The sequence below is a fragment of the Limnobacter sp. G6BE5S genome, assembly GCF_058448965.1.
The window spans coordinates 1-22749 of record NZ_JBZFLM010000007.1 but is presented as its reverse complement, the minus strand read 5'-3'; the positions used below and the strand labels follow the sequence as shown (position 1 = coordinate 22749).

Annotated in this window: 24 protein-coding genes; 5 read left to right on the top strand and 19 right to left on the bottom strand. The window is 52.4% G+C overall.

Annotated features, from left to right (window positions below):
• Window positions 1-3: 3 nt before the first annotated feature.
• The 3 genes from ACVL1J_RS13100 to flgB are packed head-to-tail and all read right to left on the bottom strand — an operon-like array spanning window position 4 to window position 1580.
• Window positions 4-675, bottom strand: coding sequence for a flagellar hook assembly protein FlgD (locus tag ACVL1J_RS13100; protein ID WP_341237700.1), 672 nt, complete (start codon window positions 673-675; stop codon window positions 4-6).
• A 13-nt stretch (window positions 676-688) separates the two neighbouring features.
• Window positions 689-1111 (bottom strand): flagellar basal body rod protein FlgC, encoded by a 423-nt coding sequence (gene flgC / locus ACVL1J_RS13095; protein WP_159571680.1) that lies wholly within the window; start codon window positions 1109-1111, stop codon window positions 689-691.
• A 16-nt stretch (window positions 1112-1127) separates the two neighbouring features.
• The gene (gene flgB / locus ACVL1J_RS13090; RefSeq protein WP_159571683.1) at window positions 1128-1580 is read right to left on the bottom strand and encodes a flagellar basal body rod protein FlgB; all 453 of its coding nucleotides are present in this window, start codon (window positions 1578-1580) and stop codon (window positions 1128-1130) included.
• A 191-nt stretch (window positions 1581-1771) separates the two neighbouring features.
• Here flgB and flgA point away from each other — a divergent pair, with 191 nt between their 5' ends.
• The 3 genes from flgA (at window position 1772) to flgN (ending at window position 3441) form a co-directional block, all read left to right on the top strand.
• Window positions 1772-2476 carry a flagellar basal body P-ring formation chaperone FlgA gene (gene flgA / locus ACVL1J_RS13085; RefSeq protein ID WP_341237701.1) on the top strand — a complete coding sequence of 235 codons (705 nt, stop codon included), beginning with the start codon at window positions 1772-1774 and terminating at the stop codon, window positions 2474-2476.
• Window positions 2477-2590: 114 nt separating this feature from the next.
• The gene (gene flgM, locus ACVL1J_RS13080; RefSeq protein ID WP_159571689.1) at window positions 2591-2881 is read left to right on the top strand and encodes a flagellar biosynthesis anti-sigma factor FlgM; all 291 of its coding nucleotides are present in this window, start codon (window positions 2591-2593) and stop codon (window positions 2879-2881) included.
• A gap of 44 nt (window positions 2882-2925) precedes the next feature.
• On the top strand, window positions 2926-3441 hold the full coding sequence (gene flgN / locus ACVL1J_RS13075) for a flagellar export chaperone FlgN (RefSeq protein ID WP_491665370.1): 516 nt from the start codon (window positions 2926-2928) through the stop codon (window positions 3439-3441).
• Here the strand turns inward: flgN and ACVL1J_RS13070 are convergent.
• The 7 genes from ACVL1J_RS13070 to flhB all read right to left on the bottom strand — a co-directional run bounded on the left by ACVL1J_RS13070 (window position 3416) and on the right by flhB (window position 12499).
• A complete protein-coding gene (locus ACVL1J_RS13070; RefSeq protein ID WP_008251752.1) occupies window positions 3416-3856 on the bottom strand; it encodes a response regulator in 441 nt (146 codons plus the stop codon). The genes flgN and ACVL1J_RS13070 overlap by 26 nt on opposite strands.
• A gap of 13 nt (window positions 3857-3869) precedes the next feature.
• Complete coding sequence (locus tag ACVL1J_RS13065) at window positions 3870-5768, bottom strand: sensor histidine kinase (RefSeq protein WP_491665369.1); 1899 nt, start codon at window positions 5766-5768, stop codon at window positions 3870-3872.
• Window positions 5769-5774: 6 nt separating this feature from the next.
• Window positions 5775-6491 carry an RNA polymerase sigma factor FliA gene (locus ACVL1J_RS13060; RefSeq protein ID WP_159571698.1) on the bottom strand — a complete coding sequence of 239 codons (717 nt, stop codon included), beginning with the start codon at window positions 6489-6491 and terminating at the stop codon, window positions 5775-5777.
• 25 nt (window positions 6492-6516) lie between these two features.
• Window positions 6517-7275, bottom strand: a complete 759-nt coding sequence (locus ACVL1J_RS13055) for a hypothetical protein (protein ID WP_491665368.1) — start codon at window positions 7273-7275, stop codon at window positions 6517-6519.
• A 23-nt stretch (window positions 7276-7298) separates the two neighbouring features.
• Window positions 7299-8636: a flagellar biosynthesis GTPase FlhF gene (gene flhF / locus ACVL1J_RS13050; RefSeq protein WP_159571704.1), complete on the bottom strand. Its 1338-nt coding sequence runs from the start codon at window positions 8634-8636 to the stop codon at window positions 7299-7301.
• Window positions 8633-10753: a flagellar biosynthesis protein FlhA gene (flhA, locus tag ACVL1J_RS13045; protein WP_491665367.1), complete on the bottom strand. Its 2121-nt coding sequence runs from the start codon at window positions 10751-10753 to the stop codon at window positions 8633-8635. The genes flhF and flhA overlap by 4 nt, the downstream gene beginning before the upstream one ends.
• Window positions 10754-11368: 615 nt before the next feature.
• Complete coding sequence (flhB, locus tag ACVL1J_RS13040; RefSeq protein ID WP_159571710.1) at window positions 11369-12499, bottom strand: flagellar biosynthesis protein FlhB; 1131 nt, start codon at window positions 12497-12499, stop codon at window positions 11369-11371.
• A 109-nt stretch (window positions 12500-12608) separates the two neighbouring features.
• Between flhB and ACVL1J_RS13035 the strand changes: the two genes are divergently transcribed.
• Window positions 12609-12962: an Hpt domain-containing protein gene (locus ACVL1J_RS13035; protein WP_341238166.1), complete on the top strand. Its 354-nt coding sequence runs from the start codon at window positions 12609-12611 to the stop codon at window positions 12960-12962.
• 44 nt (window positions 12963-13006) lie between these two features.
• On the opposite strand, the gene ACVL1J_RS13030 is transcribed toward ACVL1J_RS13035, so the two are convergent.
• The 9 genes from ACVL1J_RS13030 to flhD all read right to left on the bottom strand — a co-directional run bounded on the left by ACVL1J_RS13030 (window position 13007) and on the right by flhD (window position 22047).
• A complete protein-coding gene (locus tag ACVL1J_RS13030) occupies window positions 13007-14752 on the bottom strand; it encodes a methyl-accepting chemotaxis protein (protein ID WP_341238167.1) in 1746 nt (581 codons plus the stop codon).
• Window positions 14753-14893: 141 nt separating this feature from the next.
• Window positions 14894-16732 carry a chemotaxis protein CheA gene (locus tag ACVL1J_RS13025; RefSeq protein WP_341238168.1) on the bottom strand — a complete coding sequence of 613 codons (1839 nt, stop codon included), beginning with the start codon at window positions 16730-16732 and terminating at the stop codon, window positions 14894-14896.
• 37 nt (window positions 16733-16769) lie between these two features.
• Window positions 16770-17543, bottom strand: coding sequence for a protein phosphatase CheZ (locus tag ACVL1J_RS13020; protein WP_159571722.1), 774 nt, complete (start codon window positions 17541-17543; stop codon window positions 16770-16772).
• Between the two features lie 33 nt (window positions 17544-17576).
• On the bottom strand, window positions 17577-17966 hold the full coding sequence (cheY, locus tag ACVL1J_RS13015; protein ID WP_105028596.1) for a chemotaxis response regulator CheY: 390 nt from the start codon (window positions 17964-17966) through the stop codon (window positions 17577-17579).
• Between the two features lie 9 nt (window positions 17967-17975).
• Complete coding sequence (locus tag ACVL1J_RS13010) at window positions 17976-18905, bottom strand: chemotaxis protein (protein WP_246066395.1); 930 nt, start codon at window positions 18903-18905, stop codon at window positions 17976-17978.
• A 31-nt stretch (window positions 18906-18936) separates the two neighbouring features.
• Window positions 18937-19905, bottom strand: coding sequence for a flagellar motor protein MotB (gene motB / locus ACVL1J_RS13005; protein WP_491665366.1), 969 nt, complete (start codon window positions 19903-19905; stop codon window positions 18937-18939).
• Window positions 19906-19910: 5 nt separating this feature from the next.
• Window positions 19911-20774 carry a flagellar motor stator protein MotA gene (gene motA, locus ACVL1J_RS13000; RefSeq protein ID WP_341238258.1) on the bottom strand — a complete coding sequence of 288 codons (864 nt, stop codon included), beginning with the start codon at window positions 20772-20774 and terminating at the stop codon, window positions 19911-19913.
• A gap of 309 nt (window positions 20775-21083) precedes the next feature.
• Window positions 21084-21647: a flagellar transcriptional regulator FlhC gene (gene flhC, locus ACVL1J_RS12995; protein WP_159571731.1), complete on the bottom strand. Its 564-nt coding sequence runs from the start codon at window positions 21645-21647 to the stop codon at window positions 21084-21086.
• An 82-nt stretch (window positions 21648-21729) separates the two neighbouring features.
• Window positions 21730-22047 (bottom strand): flagellar transcriptional regulator FlhD, encoded by a 318-nt coding sequence (flhD, locus tag ACVL1J_RS12990; RefSeq protein ID WP_159571734.1) that lies wholly within the window; start codon window positions 22045-22047, stop codon window positions 21730-21732.
• Window positions 22048-22579: 532 nt separating this feature from the next.
• On the opposite strand from flhD, the gene ACVL1J_RS12985 reads away from it, so the two are divergent.
• On the top strand, window positions 22580-22749 hold a 170-nt coding region (locus tag ACVL1J_RS12985), incomplete at its 3' end, for a flagellin N-terminal helical domain-containing protein (protein ID WP_491665440.1).

Below are 22749 nucleotides of genomic sequence, written 5' to 3'. Positions count from 1 at the left end.
AAATTAGAAAACCTGCTTGATGTCTGCGAAGCTGACTTCGCCGCCATTGCTGGTTAAAAGTTTGGTGCCTTCCGCGCCGGCATTGCGCACGCCCTGAACCACAGACAGGGTCAGAGGTGTCACGCTGGCGTCTTTGCCTGCTGCTTTTGCTTCAATCTCGAACTTGTAATTTCCGACTGGCAGGGTGCTTCCATCGTTGCTTTTGCCGTCCCACTCAAACTGGTGCGTGCCTTTGGACTGTGGGCCCAGGTCAATGGTGCGAACCACATTGGCACCTGCATCCAGCACATTCACACGCAGAATGTCGACGCTTTGATTCAACTCCATGGAGCCCACGGCGTTGCCATCGACCAAGGTCAGGTCGCTGCCCTCGGTGAGCACCGCGCGGCCCAGCATGCTGGTGGCCTGGATGGTTTGATTTGCATTCAGCGAAGCGGACACACCTTCCATGGTGGTGTTCAGTTTGTTGATGCCGGTGACCGTGTTCAATTGCGCCATTTGGCTGGTGACCTGCGCGTTGTCCATCGGGGCCAGTGGGTCCTGGTTTTTCAACTGGGCCACCAACAAGGACATGAAACGTTCCTGAATCGCTTCAGGGCTGTTCTCATCGACTCTCTTTTTGGCTGCTGTGGCGCCGCTGTTGTTACCCAGTGCGGAAGTTACATCAATCGTCATTTTTCATTGCTCCTTACTGGTTGCCCATGTTCAAGGTTTTCAACATCAACTGTTTGGCGGTGTTCATGACTTCAGCATTGGTCTGGTAGCTGCGGGAAGCAGCCAGCATGTCCACCATTTCTTCCACTGCATTCACATTCGGCATGTACACGTAGCCATCCTGATCTGCCATCGGGTGTTTGGGATCAAACATCTTCTTCGCTTCGGTTTTGTCCTCAACGATGTCTTTGACCTGTACGTTGTCGGCCAGGGCTGCCTTGCCCGGCGCTGCCTTTTGAAGCACGGCTTCAAATACAACCTTGCGGGCCTGATAGGCCGTTTCCGGACTGGAAGCCGCTGTGTCTACGTTGGCCAGATTACTGGCCACCGTGTTCAGGCGCGTGGTCTGTGCCTGCATGGCACCACCGGCTAACTTGAAAGAATTAAATAGCGACATGTTGTTTCCTTAAGCCTTATTGGTTGCCCGAGCCCATGGCCTGCTTCAAGGAAGAAATTCTTCCATTGATGGTGCGCAGGGCGGCTTCGTACTTCACGGTGTTTTCTGCAAATGCAGCACGCTCGCGGTCAATGTCGACCGAGTTGCCGTCAATGGCGGCATTGTTGCCACGGCGAAACTGCAACATCTCGGAAGTGGTCATGCCCGCGTTGCCTTTGCCAGTAATGTGGCCCTGGTGGGTCACAGCCAATGCGCCAGCGCCATTGCCCAAACCTGGATTCGCTGGTGCACCCATGGAACCCTTGTCGCCAGTGGCTGCCTTCAGCGCGCTTTTAAAGTCGAAATCGACTGCTTTGTAATTGGGGGTGTCTACGTTGGAAATGTTAGACGTCAATACCTCTTGCCGACGCGCTCTGAGTTTCAGGGCCTCGGCAGAGAACTGCATTGCATCAGTAAGTTTGTCCAACATCGTTGAATCCTTCATACACGGACGGATGAATGGATTATTGAATTGATGCTGTCAAATCAAAGTGAAGATAAAGGGGGGAAAGGGTGCTCTTTTTCTGCTTAGGGTGCAGCAAGCTCCCGCCTAGGATGTTGTCATCGAGGCAGAAATTATTTCTTACAGTGACTTTTACGGCAGCAACGCCCAGAACTTGAATGAAATTTCACACTTTTTTTAAAACCACATTTCAAGCACTGCTGGCCCTTGCGCTACTGCAGACCGGCTTGGCGCAGGCGGACAGCTCGCGCTGGGTGACAGAGACCCGCTTAAGTGAATTGGTGGACCCCGCATTGCTGCCACCCGGCGCAAGTGTCGATGTGAAGTTTGTGAAAGCCGATGAACGCATTGGCAGCCTGCAATGCCCTGCTGCACTGTTTGCCAATTCGGCAGGCAACAAAATGTGGGGACGCACCTATGTGCGCGTGCAATGTGTAGGTTCAGACACAGCACCGTTTTTTTTGGGTGTGGATGTGAAAGTGTGGGCACCCGTGCTGGTGGTTAAAGGCACAGTGCAGTCTGGTCAAGTACTTGGCATAAATGATGTTGAGTTCAGAACCATGGATTTAAGTCAGCTTAGCCATGGCTGGGTCAGTGACCTTGCACATTTAAACAACAAAACTGCTGCGCGACAATTGTGGCCCGGCACCTTGCTCAAGTACGACCATTTGCGTGGTCAGGCCTTGGTGAAAAACGGCGACACGGTCAAAGTGATGATGAAAGGCCCGGGCTTTGCCATAGGCGGTACTGCCGTGGCCATGGGCGAAGCCGAGCTGGGCGAGGTGGTAAAAATCAAAACCGCGCAGGGCAAAATACTTCACGGTGTGGCGCGTGATGCGCTTTTGGTCGAGGTTAGTTTGTAAGGGTGATCCTCAAAAAGTAGGAATTCTTTCGAGAATTCGTTAAAGTTAGGTGGAATCGAGCCGTTAAGAAAACATACGAAACCCACTTAGGCTCTGCCCAACGCGGAGGACATCATGAGTATTAATAGAATAAACCCGGGAAGCAACCCGATTGACAAACTGACCAAGCCACAAGGTGGCAGCAAGTCAGCATCGGTTGGTTCCACTGAAAAAGCCAGTTCGGAAGGCGCGGTAGCAAAGCTGTCCGGGCAATCCAGTGAACTAAGTGCCGCTGGTGCTCCGTTCAATGCTGAAAAAGTGGCCGAGATCAAAGAGGCCATCAGCAATGGTGAATTTAAGGTCAACGCCGAGGCTGTTGCAGCCAAGGTGATTGAAAGTGCTCGCGAGTTGCTTGGTCAAAAGTAATTTTTGTCCAGGTGCCTCGGAGCTCAAACTGAGGATAGAACATTATGTCGCACGCTGACGCAGCAAAAAACTTGTACCGAAACCTGGCCTATGAATGTGACATGGCCATGGCGCTGGTTGATATCTTGCTTGAAGAGCAGGCGTGCCTGGTAAAACTGCAAACCAGTGAACTGAACAGCCTGGCCCTTCGCAAAGAAGCCATGATGCTGGAGCTGGAAAAACGTTATTTAGCCAATGTACAAATGGCCAAGGCGGAAGGCTTTCAACCCAATATGGATGGCATTGCCTTGTGGACCGATGTGCTTGCAGCACACGAACCCCGCCTATTGGGCACTTACTCCACCCTTCGCACTACGCTGAGCCATGCACAACGTTTGAACAACACAAACGGTGAGCTGGTTACAGAACAGTTGGCAGGCTTGCAGGAAAGAATTTCAATTTTGACAGCCGCCGCTGTGGCCGAACAAATGCCAACAGCCAGCGACACATATGGCCCCAAGGGCGGTATGAGCCAGTCAGCCTTAACGGGTGGCGCTATGCCCCGCGCGGTAATTCGTTAATCGTTAGCCAATAAGACACCAGTGCAGAAATTCGGGTCAGGTACTGATCAAATTGCACTGGTTTGACTGCAAAGCTGTTCACTCCCAATTCATAAGACCGCTTCACATCGCTGATTTCTCGCGAGGAAGAAAGCACCACGATTGGCATGGTTTTAAAGACATCGTGAGAGCGCAGGAATTTCAATACTTCCAAACCGTCCAGCTTGGGCAGCTTCAAATCCAGCAACACCAGTTTTGGCAAATTCAAGGCAGCGCTGTCTTTGGGATGATCCTCCATCAACTGCTTGAAATATTCGATGGCTCTCTCGCCATCTTCGAGCAGCACCGTGGTGGAGCTTGATGATGTTTTACGCACCACCCGCAGGGCGAGATCGGCGTCATTGGAATTGTCATCAACCAGTACTACATCAGCCATGGCAAAAATCCTTCTAGTCGTTCAGGTCGGCTTGTTCAGGCAGTGTGAATGTAAAGCAGGCACCCTGCCCCAACTCACCCCTGGCGCTGATTTCACCACCATGACGTTCAATAATTCGTTTCACAATGGCCAGGCCCACTCCGGTGCCATCAAAATCTTTTCTGTGGTGCAAACGCTCAAACACATTGAACAGCTTGTCTGCGTATTTCATGTCGAAGCCCGCACCATTGTCCCGGACACTGAAGCTGTAAAAACGCCCCAGTTTCTCGCATTCAACGGTCACTTTGGGCTGTTCTGCCTTGCTGCTGAACTTCAAGGCGTTGTCGATCAAGTTCATCCACACCTGTTTTAGCAACACCGGGTCGGCGTAGACCACTGGCAGTTCGCACACTTCGACCACATTTTTACGTTTGGCGTCGAGTTGATCCAGAATTTGATCGAGCAGTTGATGTTGATCAACCCGCACACGCGCAACATCGGTTCGCAACAAGCGAGAAAAGTCGAGCAGGCCATCGATCAAACCACCCATTTGGCGCGCATTGTTGCTGATTCGATCAAGCAATCCACGGGCATCTTCGGGCAAGCCTTCTGCGAAGTCTTCTTTCAAGATGCTGGAGAAACCGTCAATGGCACGCAATGGCGCGCGCAGGTCATGCGACACGGTGTAAGTGAACGCCTCCAGCTCGGAATTGCTGCGGGTAAGTTCAGCGGTTCGGTCGTTGATTCGTTGCTCAAGCGTACCGTTCAGGCCCTGCAAATCATCTTCAAAGACACGGCGCTCAACACACAGACCCAACAGTCGAATGGCGGTGAGCACACGCAACACATCATCATGGCCGGTGTTCTCGACACCTTTCTGGGCCACCATGATCCAGTACTCTGGCTGATTGGGCTCGACTGCTTTGCGCAAGGCAAACCACACCGAAGTAACTCCCAGTTCACTGACCCAATTGTCCTCGAAATAATGCTCGGGTTTCATTTTGGCGATCCACACCAAGCCGTGTTGATCGTGACCTTCCAGGGGCTCGCACAACTGTTCCGCATTGTCCCAAAATGCTTGCCCCTTTTCCAGCGGCATACGCAGGTCTGGGTGTGTACCACGAACTCGCCAGTAGTTGTGCTCCGATTTGTCCCGAAAGCCCAGCACCACTTCGGCGTGCACGGTGAGGCAGTTTTTCAGGCCCCGTGCGTATGAAGCCGCCAGTTCAGGAATGGGCGCAGAAAGCAACACACCTTGCAACAGGGAACGCTGCAAGGAGAGCAATTGTTCATTCAGGCGTTTCTGCGTTCGATCGGAAGACACCCCCATGTAGCCCATAAAATCGCCTTTGGCGTTGTACAAGGGACGACCGGTGGATTCGAAAATAATACGCTCTGCATCTTGGGGCCAGTATTCAAAACACACCCGATCAAAGGGTTGGTGGCTGTCAAGCAGTTCTTTGAATGTGTCCCAGTTGTAGCGTGGATCGATGCACTTCAAACCTTCGACATCCCAACGGGCCAGGCCGTCGAATGGCAGCTTGAAGCCACTGCGGGAGTTGCTGTTTTGATCCCTGCCCCGATAAATGATTCGCACAATGGTGTGGGCGGAGTTTTGATGCCAATACCAGTCACCTGACAATTCCATGAGGCGACGCAACTGGCTTTCAGATTGAACGGAAGACTGGATAATTTCCAGCAAGCCGGACATGAGCTTGTTGCCCATGAACCAGGCACCCAGTACACCCAGTGCCAGGGTGAGCAGAATGGTTAACTTCCAGTTGCCGGGATCAGAGGTGGTGGCCGCCATGTAAAAAGCAGCCAGGGTCAAAGGACCAACGCCAGTGAGGATGACTAAAATCAGGGAGCGGTTGACCCTGGTGCGAGACTGCTCGAATGTTCTCGGTTTTCCCTGGGCTTTGGGATCTGCCATGTGTGCTTAGTGTTCGCGAAGCTTGGCTTTGAGGCGACTGACCGCCTGTGTGTGCAATTGGCACACACGGGATTCAGTGACTCCGAGCACAGCGGCGATTTCACGGAAGTTTAACTCTTGCTCATAATACAGTCCCATGAGCATTTTTTCACGTTCCGGCAGGTCTTCAATGGCTTGAATCAGATTTTCACGAAAACGTTGATCACCCAGCATTTCAAGCGGGTTGGCTTCTTCATCACCACCAATTTGTCGGTCAAGGTAACCTTCGCCGTCGCCATCATCTGCGTAGTCGTCGTAGAACACCAGAGAAGCGCCACGCGAGTCAAACAGCATGTCCTGGTATTCATCCAGGCTAACGCCCATGACCTCGGCGATCTCTTTCTCATTGGCCGAACGCCCAAGCTTTTGCTCGGCTTTCAGGGTTGCAGTTTCAATTTTTCGTTGCGCCTGGCGCACGCCACGGGGCATCCAGTCGGCCGCGCGCAATTCATCGAGCATGGAGCCACGAATTCGCTGGCTGGCATAGGTTTCAAACTGAGCGCCCTGACCTTCCTCAAAACGCGTAATGGCGTCCATCAGGCCAATCAGACCGGCCTGAATCAGGTCGTCGATTTGCACAGACGCCGGCAATTTGGCGATGAGGTGATGGGCCAACCTGCGAACCAACGGAATGTACTGGTCCACCTGCTTTGATTTGTCTAAAGTGCCCTGGGCTGTGTACATGGAGTCTGTGCTTCCTGTCTTGTTATTACGCCAGTGCGTGTTCGTCGAAAGAGCAAATGGCTCTTGCAATTCGGCGACCTGCCGCAATCATCTCCCGACCGACCTGGTTCAAGGCCTTGCCCGAGGGCAAAGCTGGCAAATGCCCCGCGTACTGCAGCGGATTGACCAGAAAGCTCGAAGTGCTTTCCAGCAAATTTGCAAACACGTGATCGGCTTCATCTGTGCTTCTTACACCCGCAACAATAACACGATGGTGAATATTTTCGTCTACCCCTTTGGAAGAACGAATGGCCTGAAAAGCACGCGTAACCGATCTTGCAGTGGGTTGTACGACCCAATACCAGTCGTCTTGCGGGGAAAACGCCTTGGCCAGTTCAACGGCCTCGTAGGGCAAAGTGGCATAAAAGCGATCGCAGCTCACGGGCATGCGGTGAAGCTTGCCCAGCAAAGCCACAGCTTGGGCCGGTTTTTTGGTCAGGGCTTCCAGGCCAATTCGGGCCACCACCAGGTATTGGGATTGCGCAAGCTCGATGACCTGGTCTTCCAGATTCAGCTTGCCATTGAAAAATTCGATCAGATCGGGCCGACCATGGGGTGGCAGCAACTGGGGCAGCCCCGCAACCGAGCCATCAAACAACACCGCGGCACGTTCTTGCCTTGCCTGCTGCTCCAATACGAATCGGGCCAGGCAGGCCGCATAATCACTGGCCATGTCGCCGAGAATCGGATGAATGGTGGCGGCTTTGCGGCCCAACAGGTGTCGAAGTGTTTTAGCTTGATCCATGTGTTCTAGTTGACCATGAAACTTTAAATTCCAGTCGTAGAGACTTGGGCCATTTTCCATTTCAATTCTTCGCTCGAGGCTTGAAACGCCTGGCTGCTGCGCGCACGCATGGCGCGGTGCACCAACACGCGAGGATCAGCGGGGAACAAGTCTTCAGGTACGCGCTGGCCGGTGGCAATGTAATGCAAGGCCAGTTTGTGACGCATGACCACATCCAGCACACCACCGATTTTGATGGCTTCGTCGAGTTTGGACAAAATTGCGCCATTCAGACCAGTGCTCTTGTAATGACGAACAACGTCATCCAGGGTCTCTGGTTGGCTGGTGGCATTGAGTAGCAAAACGCGTTTTACATGGCTGTCGGTCAGAATTTTTGTTTGTTCTGCCACGCGTGAGTCACGCTGACCCATGCCCACGGTGTCGATCAAAATAAGGCGCTTGCGTTGCATGGTGTTGCGCAGCTGGGCAAGGTCTGAATGGGTTTGTGCGGTGTAAACCTGAACACCCAGAATTTTGCCGTAAATGCGCAGTTGATCCTGGGCACCAATCCGGTAGCTGTCGGTGGTAATCAAGCCCAGCGAATCGGCGCCGTACTTCACCACGCAACGTGCAGCCAGCTTGGCTGTGGTGGTGGTTTTGCCCACGCCGGTGGGGCCAACCAAGGCGAAAGTACCGCCAGTTTCAACAATGTCTTTGTCGGCAGGCACCACGTTCAGGTTTTTCTTGATGACATTCATCACCCAGTCTTGCACCTGGCTATCAGTCAGGTCTGCAGGCAGTTTTTCAACCACGGTGCGTGCAAACAGGGGAGAGAATCCCGATTGGGTTAACTGGTTCCACAATTCGCCACGCTGGGGGTTCTTCTCCAGGGCATCGCGCCAGGTGATCATGGTCATTTGATCTTTCAGCAACTGGCGCATTTGCTTGATTTCTTCCAGCACTGCATTTTGCTCGTTGACCATGGCATCGCTGGCGGCTTGCGAGCGGCGTTTGGCCACATCGGAAATCATGTCCGGTGCAGGCATGGCACCTGGAATTTGATGGGTAACAGCAGGCGCACGGTTAATCAACACATCGCGCTGCGCTGCCACTTGCTGCGCAATTTTCTCTGCAGGTGTGGGCTGACGCGTGGCTTCTTGCGCGGCAAATTGAGTGCGCTCAGTCTTGGTCCAGGACACAGGTGCTGAGGACGCCGCAGGCTTCTCGGTCACGGTGTCGAGGTCTTCCGAAGAAGCTGCCAGCACTTCCGTTCCCGCAGCTGTTTGCTTGGTGGACAGAATGATGGCGTCTTCACCCAGTTCAGCGCGCAGCTTTTGCAAGGCCTCTCTTGTGGTGGGGGCTGTGAATTTTTTCAGCTTCATGCTTTCGCTCCTACGACTTGCGCAACGCGGATAGTACGGTTTTCAGGAATTTCACTGTGCGACAACACCCGCAGATTGGGGGCTGCACGCTTTAACAATCGGGCCATGGACAAGCGCAGGGCATCAGGCACCAGCAACACAGGGCTTTGGCCCAACTGCTCTTGGCGCCCGGCTGCGTCGGCGGTTTGGCGAGCCAGGTTTTCAGCCAGGTTGGGGTCAATGCCCACTTGGTCTTGCCCGGCGGCTGAATGGGCATGTGTAATCATCTGTTCCAGCTTGGGTTCCATCACCAATACGTTCAAATCGTCGGTGGTGCCCGCAAGGGCTTGAACAATTGCGCGACCCAGCGAAACGCGCACAGCTGCGGTGAGTTCCAGCGGGTTTTTGGTGCGAACGCCGTTTTCAAGCAGGGTTTCAAAAATAGTGCGCAAGTCGCGAATGTGTACGCTTTCGTCCAGCAGGTTTTGAAGCACTTTCTGAATCACTGCAACATCCAGCAATTTCGGTGTGAGGTCTTCCACCACTTTCGAAGACGTTTTTGCGCAATGGTCCAGCAACTGTTGGGTTTCAGTGCGGCCCAACAGTTGGGCAGCCGATGTTTGCAAAATATGCGACAAGTGCGTGGCCACCACTGTGGAGGCATCCACCACGGTGTAACCGGCAGCGTTGGCCTTTTCTTTCTGATCGTCGGAAATCCACACGGCAGGCAAACCAAATGCGGGGTCGGTGGTTTGTGGACCGGGCAACTGCATGGTGACACGGCCTGGGTTGATGGCCAGGTGTTGGTTCGGGAACACTTCGCCCTCGCCCATGCACACGCCTTTCAACAAAATACGATACACCGAGGGACGCAGTTCAAGGTTGTCGCGCAAATGCACGGCCGGTGGCAGAAAACCGATTTCCTGCGCAAACTTTTTGCGAATGGCTTTGATTCGCTTGAGCAAATCGCCGTCTTGTTTGTTGTCCACCAGGGCGATCAAGCGATAACCCACTTCAAGTGCAATGGTGTCGATGGGCACCAGGTCGTCCCAAGTGGCTTCCTGGGCTTCCGTTGTAGCAGCCTTGATTTTGGCTTGGTCGTCGGTGGTTGCAACCACTTTTTGAACCACGCCTTTTTGCGCGAGATGATACGACAGGTATCCAAACCCGGCCGCCAGCAGCAAGAATGCAAAACTGGGCATGCCGGGAATAATACCCAACAGAGCCATAATGCCAGCGGTGATACCCACGGCCTGTGGAGACTTGAGCAGTTGACTGGCCAATTGGGTGCCAATGTCCTGGCCCTGCCCTACGCGGGCAACCACCAAACCGGCTGCAATTGAAATAACGAGTGCGGGAACCTGAGCAACCAGACCATCACCAATGGCCAGCAACACGTAGTTGGTGCCAGCATCAGCAAAAGTCATGTCGTGTTGTGCAACACCCACCGCAAAACCACCAATGATGTTGATGATCAAAATCATGATACCGGCCATGGCGTCGCCACGAACGAATTTGCTGGCACCGTCCATGGAACCAAAAAACTCTGCCTCTTGGCTGACTTCAGCGCGGCGCTTGCGGGCCTCGTCTTCTGCAATCAAACCAGCATTCAAGTCGGCATCAATCGCCATTTGTTTGCCGGGCATGGCATCCAGGGTAAAACGGGCAGACACTTCAGCAATACGACCAGCACCCTTGGTGATTACCACGAAGTTGATCAACATCAGGATTACAAACACGACAATACCCACAGCCAGGTTGCCGCCAACCAGAAAGTGGCCGAAAGCCTCAATCACCTTGCCGGCAGCATCGGGGCCTTCATGGCCGTGCATGAGCACCACGCGCGTTGATGCCACGTTCAGACTCAGGCGCAGCAATGTGGTCACCAACAGAATGGTGGGGAAGGCTGCAAAATCAAGGGGACGGGTGGTGTAAAGCGCTGCGACCAGCACCATGAGGCTGAGCGCAATGTTGAAAGTAAAAAACAGATCAAGGGCGAAAGGCGGTACGGGCAAAATCATCATGACCAGGATCATGATGATGAAGATTGGCGCGCCCAGGGTTTTAACCTTGTCGCCAGTCAAGCTTGCCTTTATAAAGTCCAGTGAGAATGCGGTGGTGGCCACAATTCCGCCCATCAAGTTGTTAACGGTTCAATTATGGAAAACTTTAGCTTTTCTCAACGGAGGAATTGAAGGCGATTTACCGCCTTATTGTGGATTGGGTTCCACTTTCTCGACCGCTCGTTAACTGCCCGATCGGCTTGAGTTTCAATCTCTCGCCTGAAAACCTGTATTTCCCTTTTTGAAATTCACCCTGACTCACCTCGCTCGGCAAAAGGGCGGGCCGAGTCTCGGTGTCGGCCTTTGGCCGACCGTGGCGGGTGAATTCAAACGGGCAGGTTTTCTTGAAGGCGAGGCGATCGAAACACCGCCGCCGATTGGGCTTTTGAGCCAGCGACGAGATGCGCGGTGGTGGAGAGACTCTGGCGCCGGTGACTTAGAGCGGAACCTGCAAGTGGACGCGCACGGTAGGTTTAAGCCAACTCGGCAGTGGGATTGCTTGGGACGCACTTCAAGAAAACCGCCCCGTTTGAGTTTAGTCGCAGCGTTCGGCGTCACGCCGACACCGAGACTCGGCCCGCCCTTTTGCCGAGCGAGGTGAGCAAGAATAAATTCAAAAAGGGATCAAGCGGTTTTCAGTGCGGAACAAGTAACCCATGCCGAGTTGGCAAGAAACCTCTGCGGTGATCATCAAGCCGCCGGCCCGGGATCCATGCCTTCCGGAATATCCGCTTCTCCCGGCACTTCCACCATGTGGCCTTTGCCTTCCGCAAGCGCATACACATACGCCAGCAACTTGGCCACCGCCGTGTACAAAGCACCCGGAATTTCCTGCTCAAGTTCTACATTGGAATACAAAGCACGGGCCAATGGGGGAGCCTCAACCATGGGCACCTTGTTCTCTTTGGCCACTTCACGAATTTTCAAGGCCAGCGGGCCAATGCCTTTGGCCACCACCCGCGGCGCACCTTTGCCATCCTTGTCGTACTTCAAGGCAACTGAATAGTGCGTCGGGTTGGTCACGATCACGTCGGCATTCGGAACAGAAGCCATCATTCGGCGGCGTGCTGCTTCGCGCTGCATGCTCTTGATCTTGCCTTTCAGGTGCGGGTCACCGTCCGACTCTTTGGACTCGCGCTTGAGTTCTTCCATGTTCATGCGCAAACCCTTGTAGTAACGCCACAACTGGTAAGGCACGTCGATTGAAACAATGAGTAAAAATGCAATCGCAAGGATCAATGCGTCCTTGATGGTGATTCGCGCGGTCTCCGCCATGCCATGCTCAAGCGGCATGGCTGAAAGCTGGGTGAACTCACCCAAATCCTGCATCAACAACAAGTAACCCACGCCACCCAACACCACGGTTTTTAGAATGGCTTTCACCAACTCCGCCAACCCGTTCACTGAAAAAATGTTTTTCAAGCCTTTGATGGGATTCAATTTTGAAAGCTTGGGCTCAAGCGGTTTGGTTGACCAGTTAAAGCCACCCACTGCAACATTGGATGCAATCGCAGCCACTACCACCACGAGAAAAAGGGGAACAAGAATAAACAGGCTTTCCTGCAACATGGACACCCATTTCAAGCCCATGTGTTTGGTATCAAATGCCTGGGCACGGTCTAGAACCAATCCTTGGCGCATCAACTTTTCACTTTGGCTGACCAACTCGCCACCCATGGTGTAAAGCAAACCGACGCCCGCGAGCAGCACAACGCCCCCGCCCAGTTCTTTGGAACGGGGAAGGTTGCCCTCTTCCCGCGCTTTACGGATCTTCTGTTCCGACGCGGGTAAGTCTTTTTCCTGATCGGTTTCTTCTGCCAAAGCAGCACCTGAAGTGTTGGAATGTTCTTATTATGAAAAGGATACGTACAATTCAAAACCCCGATTTGAGCGGGTAACATGGGATTCTTCTGGATTCAAGACCAAACACATGCATTACGACCCCCGCGAGGCGCTAGAGCGCATCGACAACGACACCGACCTTCTGGCCATGCTGATCAAGGTATTCATCAAGGAATGCCCGAATTACATTGGAAAACTGCAAACCGCATGCGACAGGCAAGACCTGAGCGCTTTGGGCGATGCGGCACACAATGTGAAGGGCGCAAGTGCTGCCATCGGTTTTGAAGACTGCCGAAGCCTGGCAGAGGAACTTGAAGTGACCTGCCGACAGTCAGGTGTTAAAAGTATTTCGCACTTCGAGAACAGCACTGAGAGGTTGATCGAGATATTGAACACCTGCGAAACACCCCTGAACGACTGGGCAAAAAAAAACCGCGCCTAAGCGCGGTGAGAAACGGACCCCTATCCGTTTTTTAATACTGATCCTTAGTCTTTGATCAACAGCTCAGGGCTGAAGCCCAAACGCAGACCACCCCAGTGGCGACCATTGATTTCAATGGGCAAAGACAAATCATTGAGAACCTCGCCGGTATCGCGACGATAAGTTTGCAGCAACCAGGGCGACAGGTTTTGCGCAGCACGCAAGCCAACGGGGTCGCTGAACATGCGTTTGTCGCGACTTTCAACCAAATCGGTTTTCAGGTCACCCGTCAAGGGGCGCGAGTATTTGCTGTTGTGGGTTGGCGCATAACCCTTTCTATCCACACACAGAGAGAACACGGAGCCAGGCACATTGGCCACCAATTGATCGTACACACTCTGCAATTCACGCTCTACAGCCCTGTCGTAACGGGTACTGTACTTTTGCGGGTTCGAGTTGGGTACTGGCTTGTAGGCTTCATCGAAAATGTCATGTCCGTTGTCCAGCGCTTGAATCAGAATGTTTTTGCACTGTTCTCGCACCAGAACGGCCTGCTCGATAATTTGCTCGTAAGCCCCTTTGCCAATTTTGAATCGAGCCACCAGCTCCTTGATTCGGTCTGTGGCTGAAGCCAGTTCAGAGCTTGATTTTTCAGATTCGCTGGTTTGATTGATGACAGACTGGGCTGTTTCACGTATTTCAGAGGCCTTGCCCGACACTTCCATATTGATTTGCTTGACCGACTGCACCTGCTGGGTGACATCGTTGATCTGCGTGCTCATTTCTTCAAAACTGTGCACCATGCCAGAGAACTTGGCCGATGAGTTGCTGACCGTTTCCTGGCCTTTCAAAATGCTTTGATTGATTTCCCGGGTTTCTTGCTGAGTTTCGCCAACAAGTCGAAGCATGGAAGAAATATTGCCACGAATTTCACCTGTGGCAGACTTTACGCGCTCGGCCAGGCCACGCACTTCGTCCGCAACCACCGCAAATCCGCGACCTTGCTCACCAGCACGAGCTGCTTCAATTGCAGCATTCAGGGCGAGCAAATTGGTTTGATCTGAAATGTCATTGATCAACTTGACGATGTTTTCGATGCCCTTGCCGGTTTCTGCCAGTTTTTCAACCGTGTGTCCAAAGCTGTTCAAACTGCCCGAGGCTGAGTTCATTTCATCGGCCACAGTCAGCAATTCGCGGTACGAGGAGTTGACTGTTTCCAGATGTTCCTCCGTGGCACGCGACAAATAACTGGCACTGTTGGCCACGTTTTCCATCGCACTGGAGGCCATGTCGGCTGCCTGAAAAATTTCGGAAGTAATGTTGCCTTGTTTGTCAGCCGTGCGGCTGGCGTCTTTCAAGCTGCCAGACACGCGCACTGATTCCATGGACACTTGTGCTGTCATTCGGCGAATCTCGTGAATCAGGTCACGCAAACGCACCATGAAAGCATTGTAGTTCTCGGCCAAACCGCGCAGTTCATCTTCGGTGACCGTGGGTAAATTCACCGACAAGTCACCTTCGCCGTTTGCAAGTTGGTCCATGCGCTCGCTCAGCAAATGCACAGGGCGCACAATCAGGTGGCGCAGGTACACAAATGCACCTGCACAGGCCAACAAGGTAAACCCAAGGGCTCCACTAAGAATGAGGCGGAAATCACTGATTTGTTCTGGGGCAAGTTTGTCCATGGCCCAGCTGTAAATCACCAGGTATCCGATTAAAACAACAGCGGATATGCCAGCCACGTTACCAAACAATTTTCGACTGAGCGTGTAGAAAAAACCTTTCTCAATCGAGCGATACAGTGAACTCATAAGGTCAACTCCTTGCCCCCCGCTTGGTCTGCGAGGTGTGTGTGTAAATGTCATTGGCAACTTGCGCCGATGTATTAATTATCGAAGCAAAACGAGTCAACCATATGGGTTAGGAAACATGGAAAACCGTGCTAGTTCAAGTTACAGTTTGCCCTCGATCAACTCTCGAAGTTCAAGCACCAGAACCAGCAAACCCTCACCGGACAATGTCGCCCCGGCAACACCTTTGGGCTTGACGCCGTCCAGTGGTTTGATCATGACTTCGTCCTGCCCCACCAGGGAATCAACCGCGAGAATGCAAGACTTGTTTCCACTGATGGTCAACACACCCACTTTTGGCGTGGGCGCACTTTCGCGACCAATCAAGGTGGCCAGATCGAGCAATGGAATGACTTCTCCGCGAACCACCATGGTGGGCTTGCCGCCCACGTATTGCACTTTGTCTTCTTCGATCGGAATAATTTCCCGGACACAAGACAAAGGCAGTGAATAGATTTGCTCTTCAAGCTTCAACATCAACACGGGCAAAATTGCCAAAGTCAGTGGCAGCAAAATGGTGATGGTAGAGCCCTGTCCGGGTTCGGATTGAATTTCAATGCGACCATTGAGGCGTTGAATATTGGTTTTCACCACATCCATGCCAACACCACGGCCTGAAATATCCGAGATTTGATCTTTGGTTGAGAACCCGGGCAAGAAGATCAGTTGCAGGCTTTCCTGCACACTCAACTGCCCTGCTTCTTCGGCACTGATCAAACCTTTTTCAACCGCTTTTTCGCGAATGATTTCAGGACGCATGCCGCGGCCGTCGTCCTGAATTTCAATCACGATGTGATCACCAGTTTGACGGGCAGAAAGATTCACAATCCCTTTCGGGTTTTTACCGTATGCGGTACGGTCTGCAATGGTTTCAATGCCATGGTCGACAGCATTGCGCACCAAGTGAATCAAGGGGTCGTTCAACTCTTCGAGAATGGACTTGTCCACCTCGGTTTCTGCGCCTTCAATCACCAGTTCAACGTCTTTGCCCAACTGTCGTGAAACATCACGAGCAAGGCGACTGTACTTCTGGAACACGCGGCCCACTGGCTGCATGCGCGCTTTCATCACGGCCGACTGCAAATCAGAAACCAGCATGTCGAGTTGCCCGACCACCGTGTCAAGCGACTTGATCAATTCATCACTGCTGGCACCCGAGGCGAAGGCCTGGAACAAACAGTTCAAGCGGTTTTTGGTCAATCCGATTTCACCGCTGAGGTTCAGGATTTGATCAAAACGCGCTGTGTCCACGCGAATGGTATTTTCTTTTTGTACGGCCGCTGCAGGCTGCGCGGCTTTGGCTTTCGGTGCAGGTGCTTTGGGGCGCACTGCGGCAGCGGCCTGCCTGGCAATTGCCTCGGTGGCCATGTCACTGCTCAGTGCTGCCTGTTCAAGTTCGCGTGGTGGTACACCTACCACCGCCTCGTACAAGCCCGCCCAATCCAGATCATCCTCGGAAATTTCCGCGAGATCATTGAGTGTTTTGTTCGGCTTTGCCGCAGGCGCCGCCGTGGCAACTTCTACAACAGGGGCCGCGGCAGCTGCCACAGTGCGTCCTTCAATTGCAGCAACCAAGGCGTCCAGCAATTCTTGAGGTGCTGCACCGGGCTGATGGCCGTTGCGCATTTCACCAAACATGCGGTGCACCTCGCCAGTGGCTGCCATGATGGAGTCCATCATTTCAGCATCCAGCACCAGTTTTTTGGAACGCAATAAATCGAACAGGTTTTCTGTTTTGTGACACAACTCAACCAAGTGCGTGGCTTCCAGAAAACCGGCCCCACCCTTGATGGTGTGGAAGCCGCGGAACACGGTGGCCAACAGGTCGGCGTCTTCTGGGCTTTGCTCCAGTTCGACCAGTTTGCTGTCCACGTCTTCCAACAAGTCGCCTGCCTCGGTCAAGAAGTCCTGTAGCAGTTCGACATCACTGAATGCGCTCATTTATTTTCTCCCACGTCAGCCCGGCTGTTGTTTGTTGTTAGAAGCCGAGGCTTTCCAGCAGGTCATCGACCTGACTTTGATTGCTGCACACATCGGCACGACCTTCTGCATTGATGGCCGGACCATTGAGGAATGTTTCTTCAACCTGCTTGCGCTGGTCGGGTGGTGTGGTGTCGAGCAACAACTGCACCAGCTGTTCTTCAAGACCTTGCGCCATATTGCCAATTCGGTTGACCACTTGACCAGTGAGGTCATGGAAGTCTTGCGCCATCATGATGTCGGTCAGGTGACCACCCAGTTGCCCGCTGCACTGGCTAATCTCTTTGATGAATTCGCGGTTTTCGCGGGCATGCGACTTGAACTCTTCCAGACTCATCTCGTTGTTGTAGAGGCGATCCCATTGCTTGTCGAGCTCGGCGGCGCGGGCAGACACATCGTCATTCAGTTTTTGCGAAGCCTCGACTGCGGCCAGCACCTTCTCGGCGGCTTTGCCTGTCAGGTCAGCAATGTAATTCAAGCGGGCGCGCGCATCAGGCAAGGCATTGACTGCATGTTCAACGCTTTTGTCGTAGCCCAGTTCGCGCAACGCGTCGTGCAAGTTGCGGGTGAGCGAACCCACACGGCGAAACACATCGTGAGGTTCTTCGTCAGCGGCAGCGAAACTCGCCTGGGCCTGAACTTTGATGTCAGTACTCACGGCCGCCTGGGGTTCTGCTGATGGCTCACCATCCCACACACGTTGTTCTGCAATCTCATCAAACAACGCTTCCAAATCGTCGTTATCACCACTTTTCAGATTATCTGGGCTCATCGTTGCGACCTCTCCATTTCTGATTCTTCGTAATTAGACAGACATCTTCGCGACGATCTTGCCCAGCTTTTCTTCAAGGGTTGCCTTGGTAAACGGCTTGACAATGTAGCCATTCGCACCCATTTGGGCGGCGGTGACAATGTCCTCTTTCTTGGCTTCGGCAGTCACCAGCAAAACCGGTAAATGCTTGAGTTCTGCATCGGCACGAATGTTTTGCAGCAACTCAAAGCCGTTCATATTGGGCATGTTCAAATCGCTGACAACGAAGTTGAAGTTGCCGGCTTTCAGTTTGGCCAAAGCCACTGCACCGTCTTCCGCTTCATCGGCATTGTTGTAGCCAATTTCCTTGAGCAGGTTGCGAACAATTCGACGCATGGTCGAGAAGTCGTCAACAATCAGGATTCTTAAATCTTCGGGGTTCATGCTTGCTCCTTACGCTGGGTGAAGCATTGAGGTAACCATCTGTGCCAGCTCTTCAGGGTGGAACTTGCCTACATAGGCATCCACGCCGACTTGCTGGCCCAACTTCTTGTTTGCAACAGACGACAATGAGGAGTGCATCACCACAGGGATTCCCTTGAAGCGAACATCTTCCTTGATGTGACGTGTCAACACATAGCCGTCCATTTCAGGCATTTCGGCATCCACGAGGATGAGAGAAACCACATCGCGAATGTCTTTGTTTTCTTGCTCGGCACGGCTGGCAATATTGCGCAGCTTTTCCCAGGCCTCGCGACCATTGATGGCGCTTTGGTAAGGCAGGTGGAGCTTTTCGAGCACTTCAGTAATTTTCTTGCGTGCCATGTTCGAGTCATCGGCAAAGAACACGGGGTAAGGATGATCCGGGCGCATGCTGTCCATGTTGGGCACATCGCCTTCGCCGATCACTTCGCCCAGAATTTGCTCAACGTCCAGAATCGACACCAGCTTGCCATCGGGCAATTCGGTCAGTGCGGTGATCATGGCGCTTTGCGATTGACCAATGCTTTGAGGAGACTTCACCTGCTCCCAATCCACCCGCACAATCCGGTCCACGTCTTGCACCAAAAAGGCTTGGGTGTGGGATGAAAACTCAGTGATGATCAGCTTGGTTCGGGTTGAACCATTGTCCATGCGCAAACATTGCGCCAGGTCAATCACAGGCAAGATACTGCCGCGCAGTGAAATGATGCCTTCCACGCCAGCGGGCATGTTGGGGGTTCGCGTGATCGGCAAGGTTTCGCACACTTCGCGCACCTTGAACACGTTGATACCGAACACCTCGGTAGAGCCCAGGGAGAACAGCAACAACTCCATTTTGTTGGAGCCTGCCAGTCTTGCCTTCTCGTCAATCATGTTCATCAAGCGATAATCGTTTTGCATCATATTGCTCCTGACAAATAGTCTGTTTCTTTCAATTCGTACTGGTTCCGTTCTTTGGAAACGGTAAACCTTCAACTTTGGGTACGGGCGGTAGCTCGATCAGACCAGGGTCTTGCCCCTCGTCCAGATTGGCCAACGCTCGCACGGCTTCTTCTGCGCGTTTGTTCATGACAACAATCGCAATTCTTCTGTTCACTGCCGCGTAGGGGTCTTTCTCATTCAGCGACACTGAGGAGGCCAAACCCACCACACGCAACATTTTGTTGTCCGGCATACCTGCCATCGTCATTTCGCGACGACTGGCGTTGGCCCGGTCTGCAGAAAGCTCCCAATTGCTGTAACCCTTGTTGCCAAGGGCATAAGGCGTTGCGTCGGTGTGGCCTGACAAGGTCAGCTTGTTGGGCACCTGGTTCAACAACTTGGTCAAACTTCTCAAAATGTCTTTCATGTAATCTTTCAACACTGCACTGCCCGAATCAAACATGGGGCGGTTTCGCTCATCCACAATCTGAATTCTCAAACCTTCAGGTGTAATGTCGAGCATGATTTGATTTTTAAACTGTTTCATCAAATCCGATGCGTCGATTAGGCCCTCTATTTCCCCCTTTAATTCCAGCAAGCGCTTGGCCTCTGCCTTTTCAAAGGCTTCGCTCGACGCCGTAGAGGTGGACGGATTCGTTGCTTTGTCGGCACTTCCACTTTTAATTTGCCCAACAGAGCGCGACAAATCGGTACCACCCGCATCTATTACACTTGTGGCAGTGCCTGAGCCGGGACCCCCAACCAGTGCCACCTTCAAGGGTGATTTGAAGTAATCAGAGATGCCTTTCAAGTCACCTTCCGAGGTAGAACCCAGCAGCCACATCAGCAGGAAAAAGGCCATCATCGCGGTGACGAAGTCGGCATACGCAATCTTCCAGGCGCCGCCATGGTGACCATGGCCTCCCTTCTTGATCTTCTTGACTACAATGATTGGACGTTCTTCGTCAGACTTCGCCATGATGCTTATTTGCCCTTGGTGCTCTTCACGTGCTCTTCCAGTTCAATGAAAGTTGGGCGCTCGGTGGAATAAAGAACCTTCCGGCCAAACTCAACAGCCAGCGCAGGCGAGTAACCATTCAAACTTGCCAGCAAGGTGGTTTTCACGCATTCGAAGGGCTTGGATGATTCAGCAATTTTGTGATTGATAATGCTGGCCAGCGGGCCCACAAAACCGTACGCCAACAAAATACCCAGGAAGGTACCCACCAGCGCCGCCGCAATCATTACACCCAATTCAGCATTGCTCACCTGCCCCACTGAGCCCATGACGTGCACAACACCCATGACCGCCGCCACGATACCGAATGCAGGCAAACCGTCGGCCATTTGCTGTACGGCAGATTGAGGGGTGTGCGCTTCCTGGTGGTGAGTTTCAAGCTCGCCATCCATCAGGTTTTCAATTTCCATGGGGTTCAGGTTGCCACTCACCATCAGGCGAAGGTAATCAGTCAGGAATTCAACAATGTGGTGATCGGCCAGCACCTCGGGGTATTTCTGAAACAAGGGGCTTTGTTCGGGTTCTTCCACATCGCCTTCAATCGACATCAGGCCTTCTTTGCGTACCTTGGTCAGGATTTCATACATCAACGCCATCAAGGACATGTAAAAAGCCTTGGTGATTGCACTGGGTTTGAATGCGCCGCCAATGGCCTTGCCAGTTGCCTTCAGAATGCTGGGGGTGTTGCTGACAATCATCGCGCCAATGGCACCGCCACCGATAATCAGAATTTCAACTGGCTGCCACAGGGTTACCAAGTGCCCCCCCATGAAGGCAAAGCCGCCTAACACGGAGAAAATCACGATCACGAATCCGATTGCTACTAACATTGGCTGAAGTTCTCTGTCGATGAATGGTTTTTCTGTATAGGTATTGTCGGCAGAATTTGTAAAATCTTTTGTCCGAATAAAGTGGCTTTTAGGGGCGATTTCAAGGCATGGTCAAGATTTCACAATCCTTGGTGATAGCCATTTTGGAGGGGGGTTAAACAAAAATGACCAGCAACATTGGCTGGTCATTCGAAGAATTAGAAACCCCCACTGCAGACCCGGAAGAGACAGAGGGTGGGAGGATGCAACCGGACCTTTTGGTGCAGCGGGGGTAAACGAAAAAGCCCTTCTCCCTTGGGCTTTGCAAACTCAGGCTTCGATACTGGCTTCTTCGTTGAAGAAACGGTCGGCTGCTGACTGGCGGGTTTTTCCAGCACGTGAAGGCATGTGGCACAGGCCGCACACATAGTCATTCACGAGCTCATAAGTGTGTACTACAAAACGGCCTTCGCAGTCTTTGCACTCGGTAGTGGTCAACATACCTGCATCGAAAAATTTGATCAGGCGCCACGCACGTGTCAGCGAAAGTACTTCGGGCAAACCCAATTGAGTAATTTGCTCCAGGTACATTCTGTAGGCTTTGATGATTGCTTCGATGTCTTCAATATCCGTGCTCTTGATGAGCGTTTGATAGATATTGACGAACAGCGAGGAATGAATGTTGGGCTGCCAGGTCATGAACCAGTCGGTTGAAAATGGCAGCATGCCTTTGGGGGGCGACTTGTGCTTGAGTTCTTTGTAAAGCTTCAGCAAGCGTTCGCGGGACAACTGCGTTTCAGATTCGAGAACTTGCAAACGCGCATCAAGGCGAATCAGCTCGGTGGCCAATTGGATTTGTGCTGCTTCGTCGATGATTGATTTAACTTTAGCCATGATTTTTTTGACCCCTGTCTGATGTCAATTGTGGATGCCTGAGTTTTTGTTGTTACATCCTGAATACGTGCTTTGTTATTGATTAGGCCGTTGCGTTGACCGCTTTGCCGGACATGATGATTGCTGCATGCATGCCAGAAACGCTGCGGTCTTTGGTGTGACTGGTCAACAAGTTCCACACCACTTCGTCATCAAAACGGAAGCGACACATCAACATATTGCTTGAGGCAATGCGCAACACCTGAGCGGTGGTCAACTGGTCGATCAATTCCGCCACTTCGTCGGAAATGCCCAAACGGAAGGTTGCTTCGGCGCGGTCTTCGCGAATCAGTTGCTGAGCCAGCAACAAATAAGACAGGTTGGTTTCGCGAATTTCATCTAACAGACGTGTACTTTTCATTTTGAACATCCTCCAATTCAATCTCTGTTGTACTGCATCCTCAATTTGTGCTGCTTTATTGATCGCAGCGACAATTCCCTCATACGTATCTTCGGCTTCTAGCCCGATTACCTGAATCATCCAACTTCCAAACATTGAGTCACCGAGCTGGAATTCGAGATGTAGGGAACTGCCTTACATGATCACAATGTCGCTCAATAGGCTCAAAGGAAGAATCACAGTTTGGGGGGATCCCCCCATTCGATTGGCCCCCACTTCGTGCTGCCCCTTGTGGTGGGCCCCCCGATTGTTAAGTGCTTGTAGAGGTTAACGGACACCTTTGCAAAAAACTTGAGGGAAAAGGACGATTGTTTTGCAGCAAAAAATGTCTCATTACGACAACTGAGCAGCGAACTTAAGGGCACCAAAACAATATTTTTTATTTGCACGGGAAAGCCTAAAGTTTCATTTCCAGGCATCGATAACAGGTCATAAGGCGGCGCACAAGATGACGCAGCCAACTTGAAATCAACAAATTGCTTGGAGAAATATCATGCTAGGAATCAACACCAACGTAGCCTCACTGACCGCCCAAAAGAACCTGTCTGGTTCAGGCATGGGTTTGAATAACGCGATTGCCCGCCTGTCCTCAGGCCTTCGTGTAAACAGCGCCAAAGACGACGCAGCAGGCCTGGCCATTGCCGAGCGCATGCAAGCCCAAAT

Coding starts and splice junctions, on each gene's coding strand:
- flgM (WP_159571689.1), top strand. CDS start 2,591: ATGAGTATTAATAGAATAAACCCGGGAAGCAACCCGATTGACAAACTG.
- flhD (WP_159571734.1), bottom strand. CDS start 22,047: ATGAAAAGTACACGTCTGTTAGATGAAATTCGCGAAACCAACCTGTCT.
- flhF (WP_159571704.1), bottom strand. CDS start 8,636: ATGAAGCTGAAAAAATTCACAGCCCCCACCACAAGAGAGGCCTTGCAA.
- cheY (WP_105028596.1), bottom strand. CDS start 17,966: ATGAACCCCGAAGATTTAAGAATCCTGATTGTTGACGACTTCTCGACC.
- ACVL1J_RS13060 (WP_159571698.1), bottom strand. CDS start 6,491: ATGTACACAGCCCAGGGCACTTTAGACAAATCAAAGCAGGTGGACCAG.
- motA (WP_341238258.1), bottom strand. CDS start 20,774: ATGTTAGTAGCAATCGGATTCGTGATCGTGATTTTCTCCGTGTTAGGC.
- ACVL1J_RS13070 (WP_008251752.1), bottom strand. CDS start 3,856: ATGGCTGATGTAGTACTGGTTGATGACAATTCCAATGACGCCGATCTC.
- ACVL1J_RS13020 (WP_159571722.1), bottom strand. CDS start 17,543: ATGAGCCCAGATAATCTGAAAAGTGGTGATAACGACGATTTGGAAGCG.
- ACVL1J_RS13030 (WP_341238167.1), bottom strand. CDS start 14,752: ATGAGTTCACTGTATCGCTCGATTGAGAAAGGTTTTTTCTACACGCTC.
- flgN (WP_491665370.1), top strand. CDS start 2,926: ATGTCGCACGCTGACGCAGCAAAAAACTTGTACCGAAACCTGGCCTAT.
- motB (WP_491665366.1), bottom strand. CDS start 19,905: ATGGCGAAGTCTGACGAAGAACGTCCAATCATTGTAGTCAAGAAGATC.
- ACVL1J_RS13065 (WP_491665369.1), bottom strand. CDS start 5,768: ATGGCAGATCCCAAAGCCCAGGGAAAACCGAGAACATTCGAGCAGTCT.
- flgB (WP_159571683.1), bottom strand. CDS start 1,580: ATGTTGGACAAACTTACTGATGCAATGCAGTTCTCTGCCGAGGCCCTG.
- flhC (WP_159571731.1), bottom strand. CDS start 21,647: ATGGCTAAAGTTAAATCAATCATCGACGAAGCAGCACAAATCCAATTG.
- ACVL1J_RS13010 (WP_246066395.1), bottom strand. CDS start 18,905: ATGCAAAACGATTATCGCTTGATGAACATGATTGACGAGAAGGCAAGA.
- flgA (WP_341237701.1), top strand. CDS start 1,772: ATGAAATTTCACACTTTTTTTAAAACCACATTTCAAGCACTGCTGGCC.
- flhA (WP_491665367.1), bottom strand. CDS start 10,753: ATGGGCGGAATTGTGGCCACCACCGCATTCTCACTGGACTTTATAAAG.
- ACVL1J_RS13025 (WP_341238168.1), bottom strand. CDS start 16,732: ATGAGCGCATTCAGTGATGTCGAACTGCTACAGGACTTCTTGACCGAG.
- ACVL1J_RS13055 (WP_491665368.1), bottom strand. CDS start 7,275: ATGGATCAAGCTAAAACACTTCGACACCTGTTGGGCCGCAAAGCCGCC.
- flgC (WP_159571680.1), bottom strand. CDS start 1,111: ATGTCGCTATTTAATTCTTTCAAGTTAGCCGGTGGTGCCATGCAGGCA.
- ACVL1J_RS13035 (WP_341238166.1), top strand. CDS start 12,609: ATGCATTACGACCCCCGCGAGGCGCTAGAGCGCATCGACAACGACACC.
- ACVL1J_RS13100 (WP_341237700.1), bottom strand. CDS start 675: ATGACGATTGATGTAACTTCCGCACTGGGTAACAACAGCGGCGCCACA.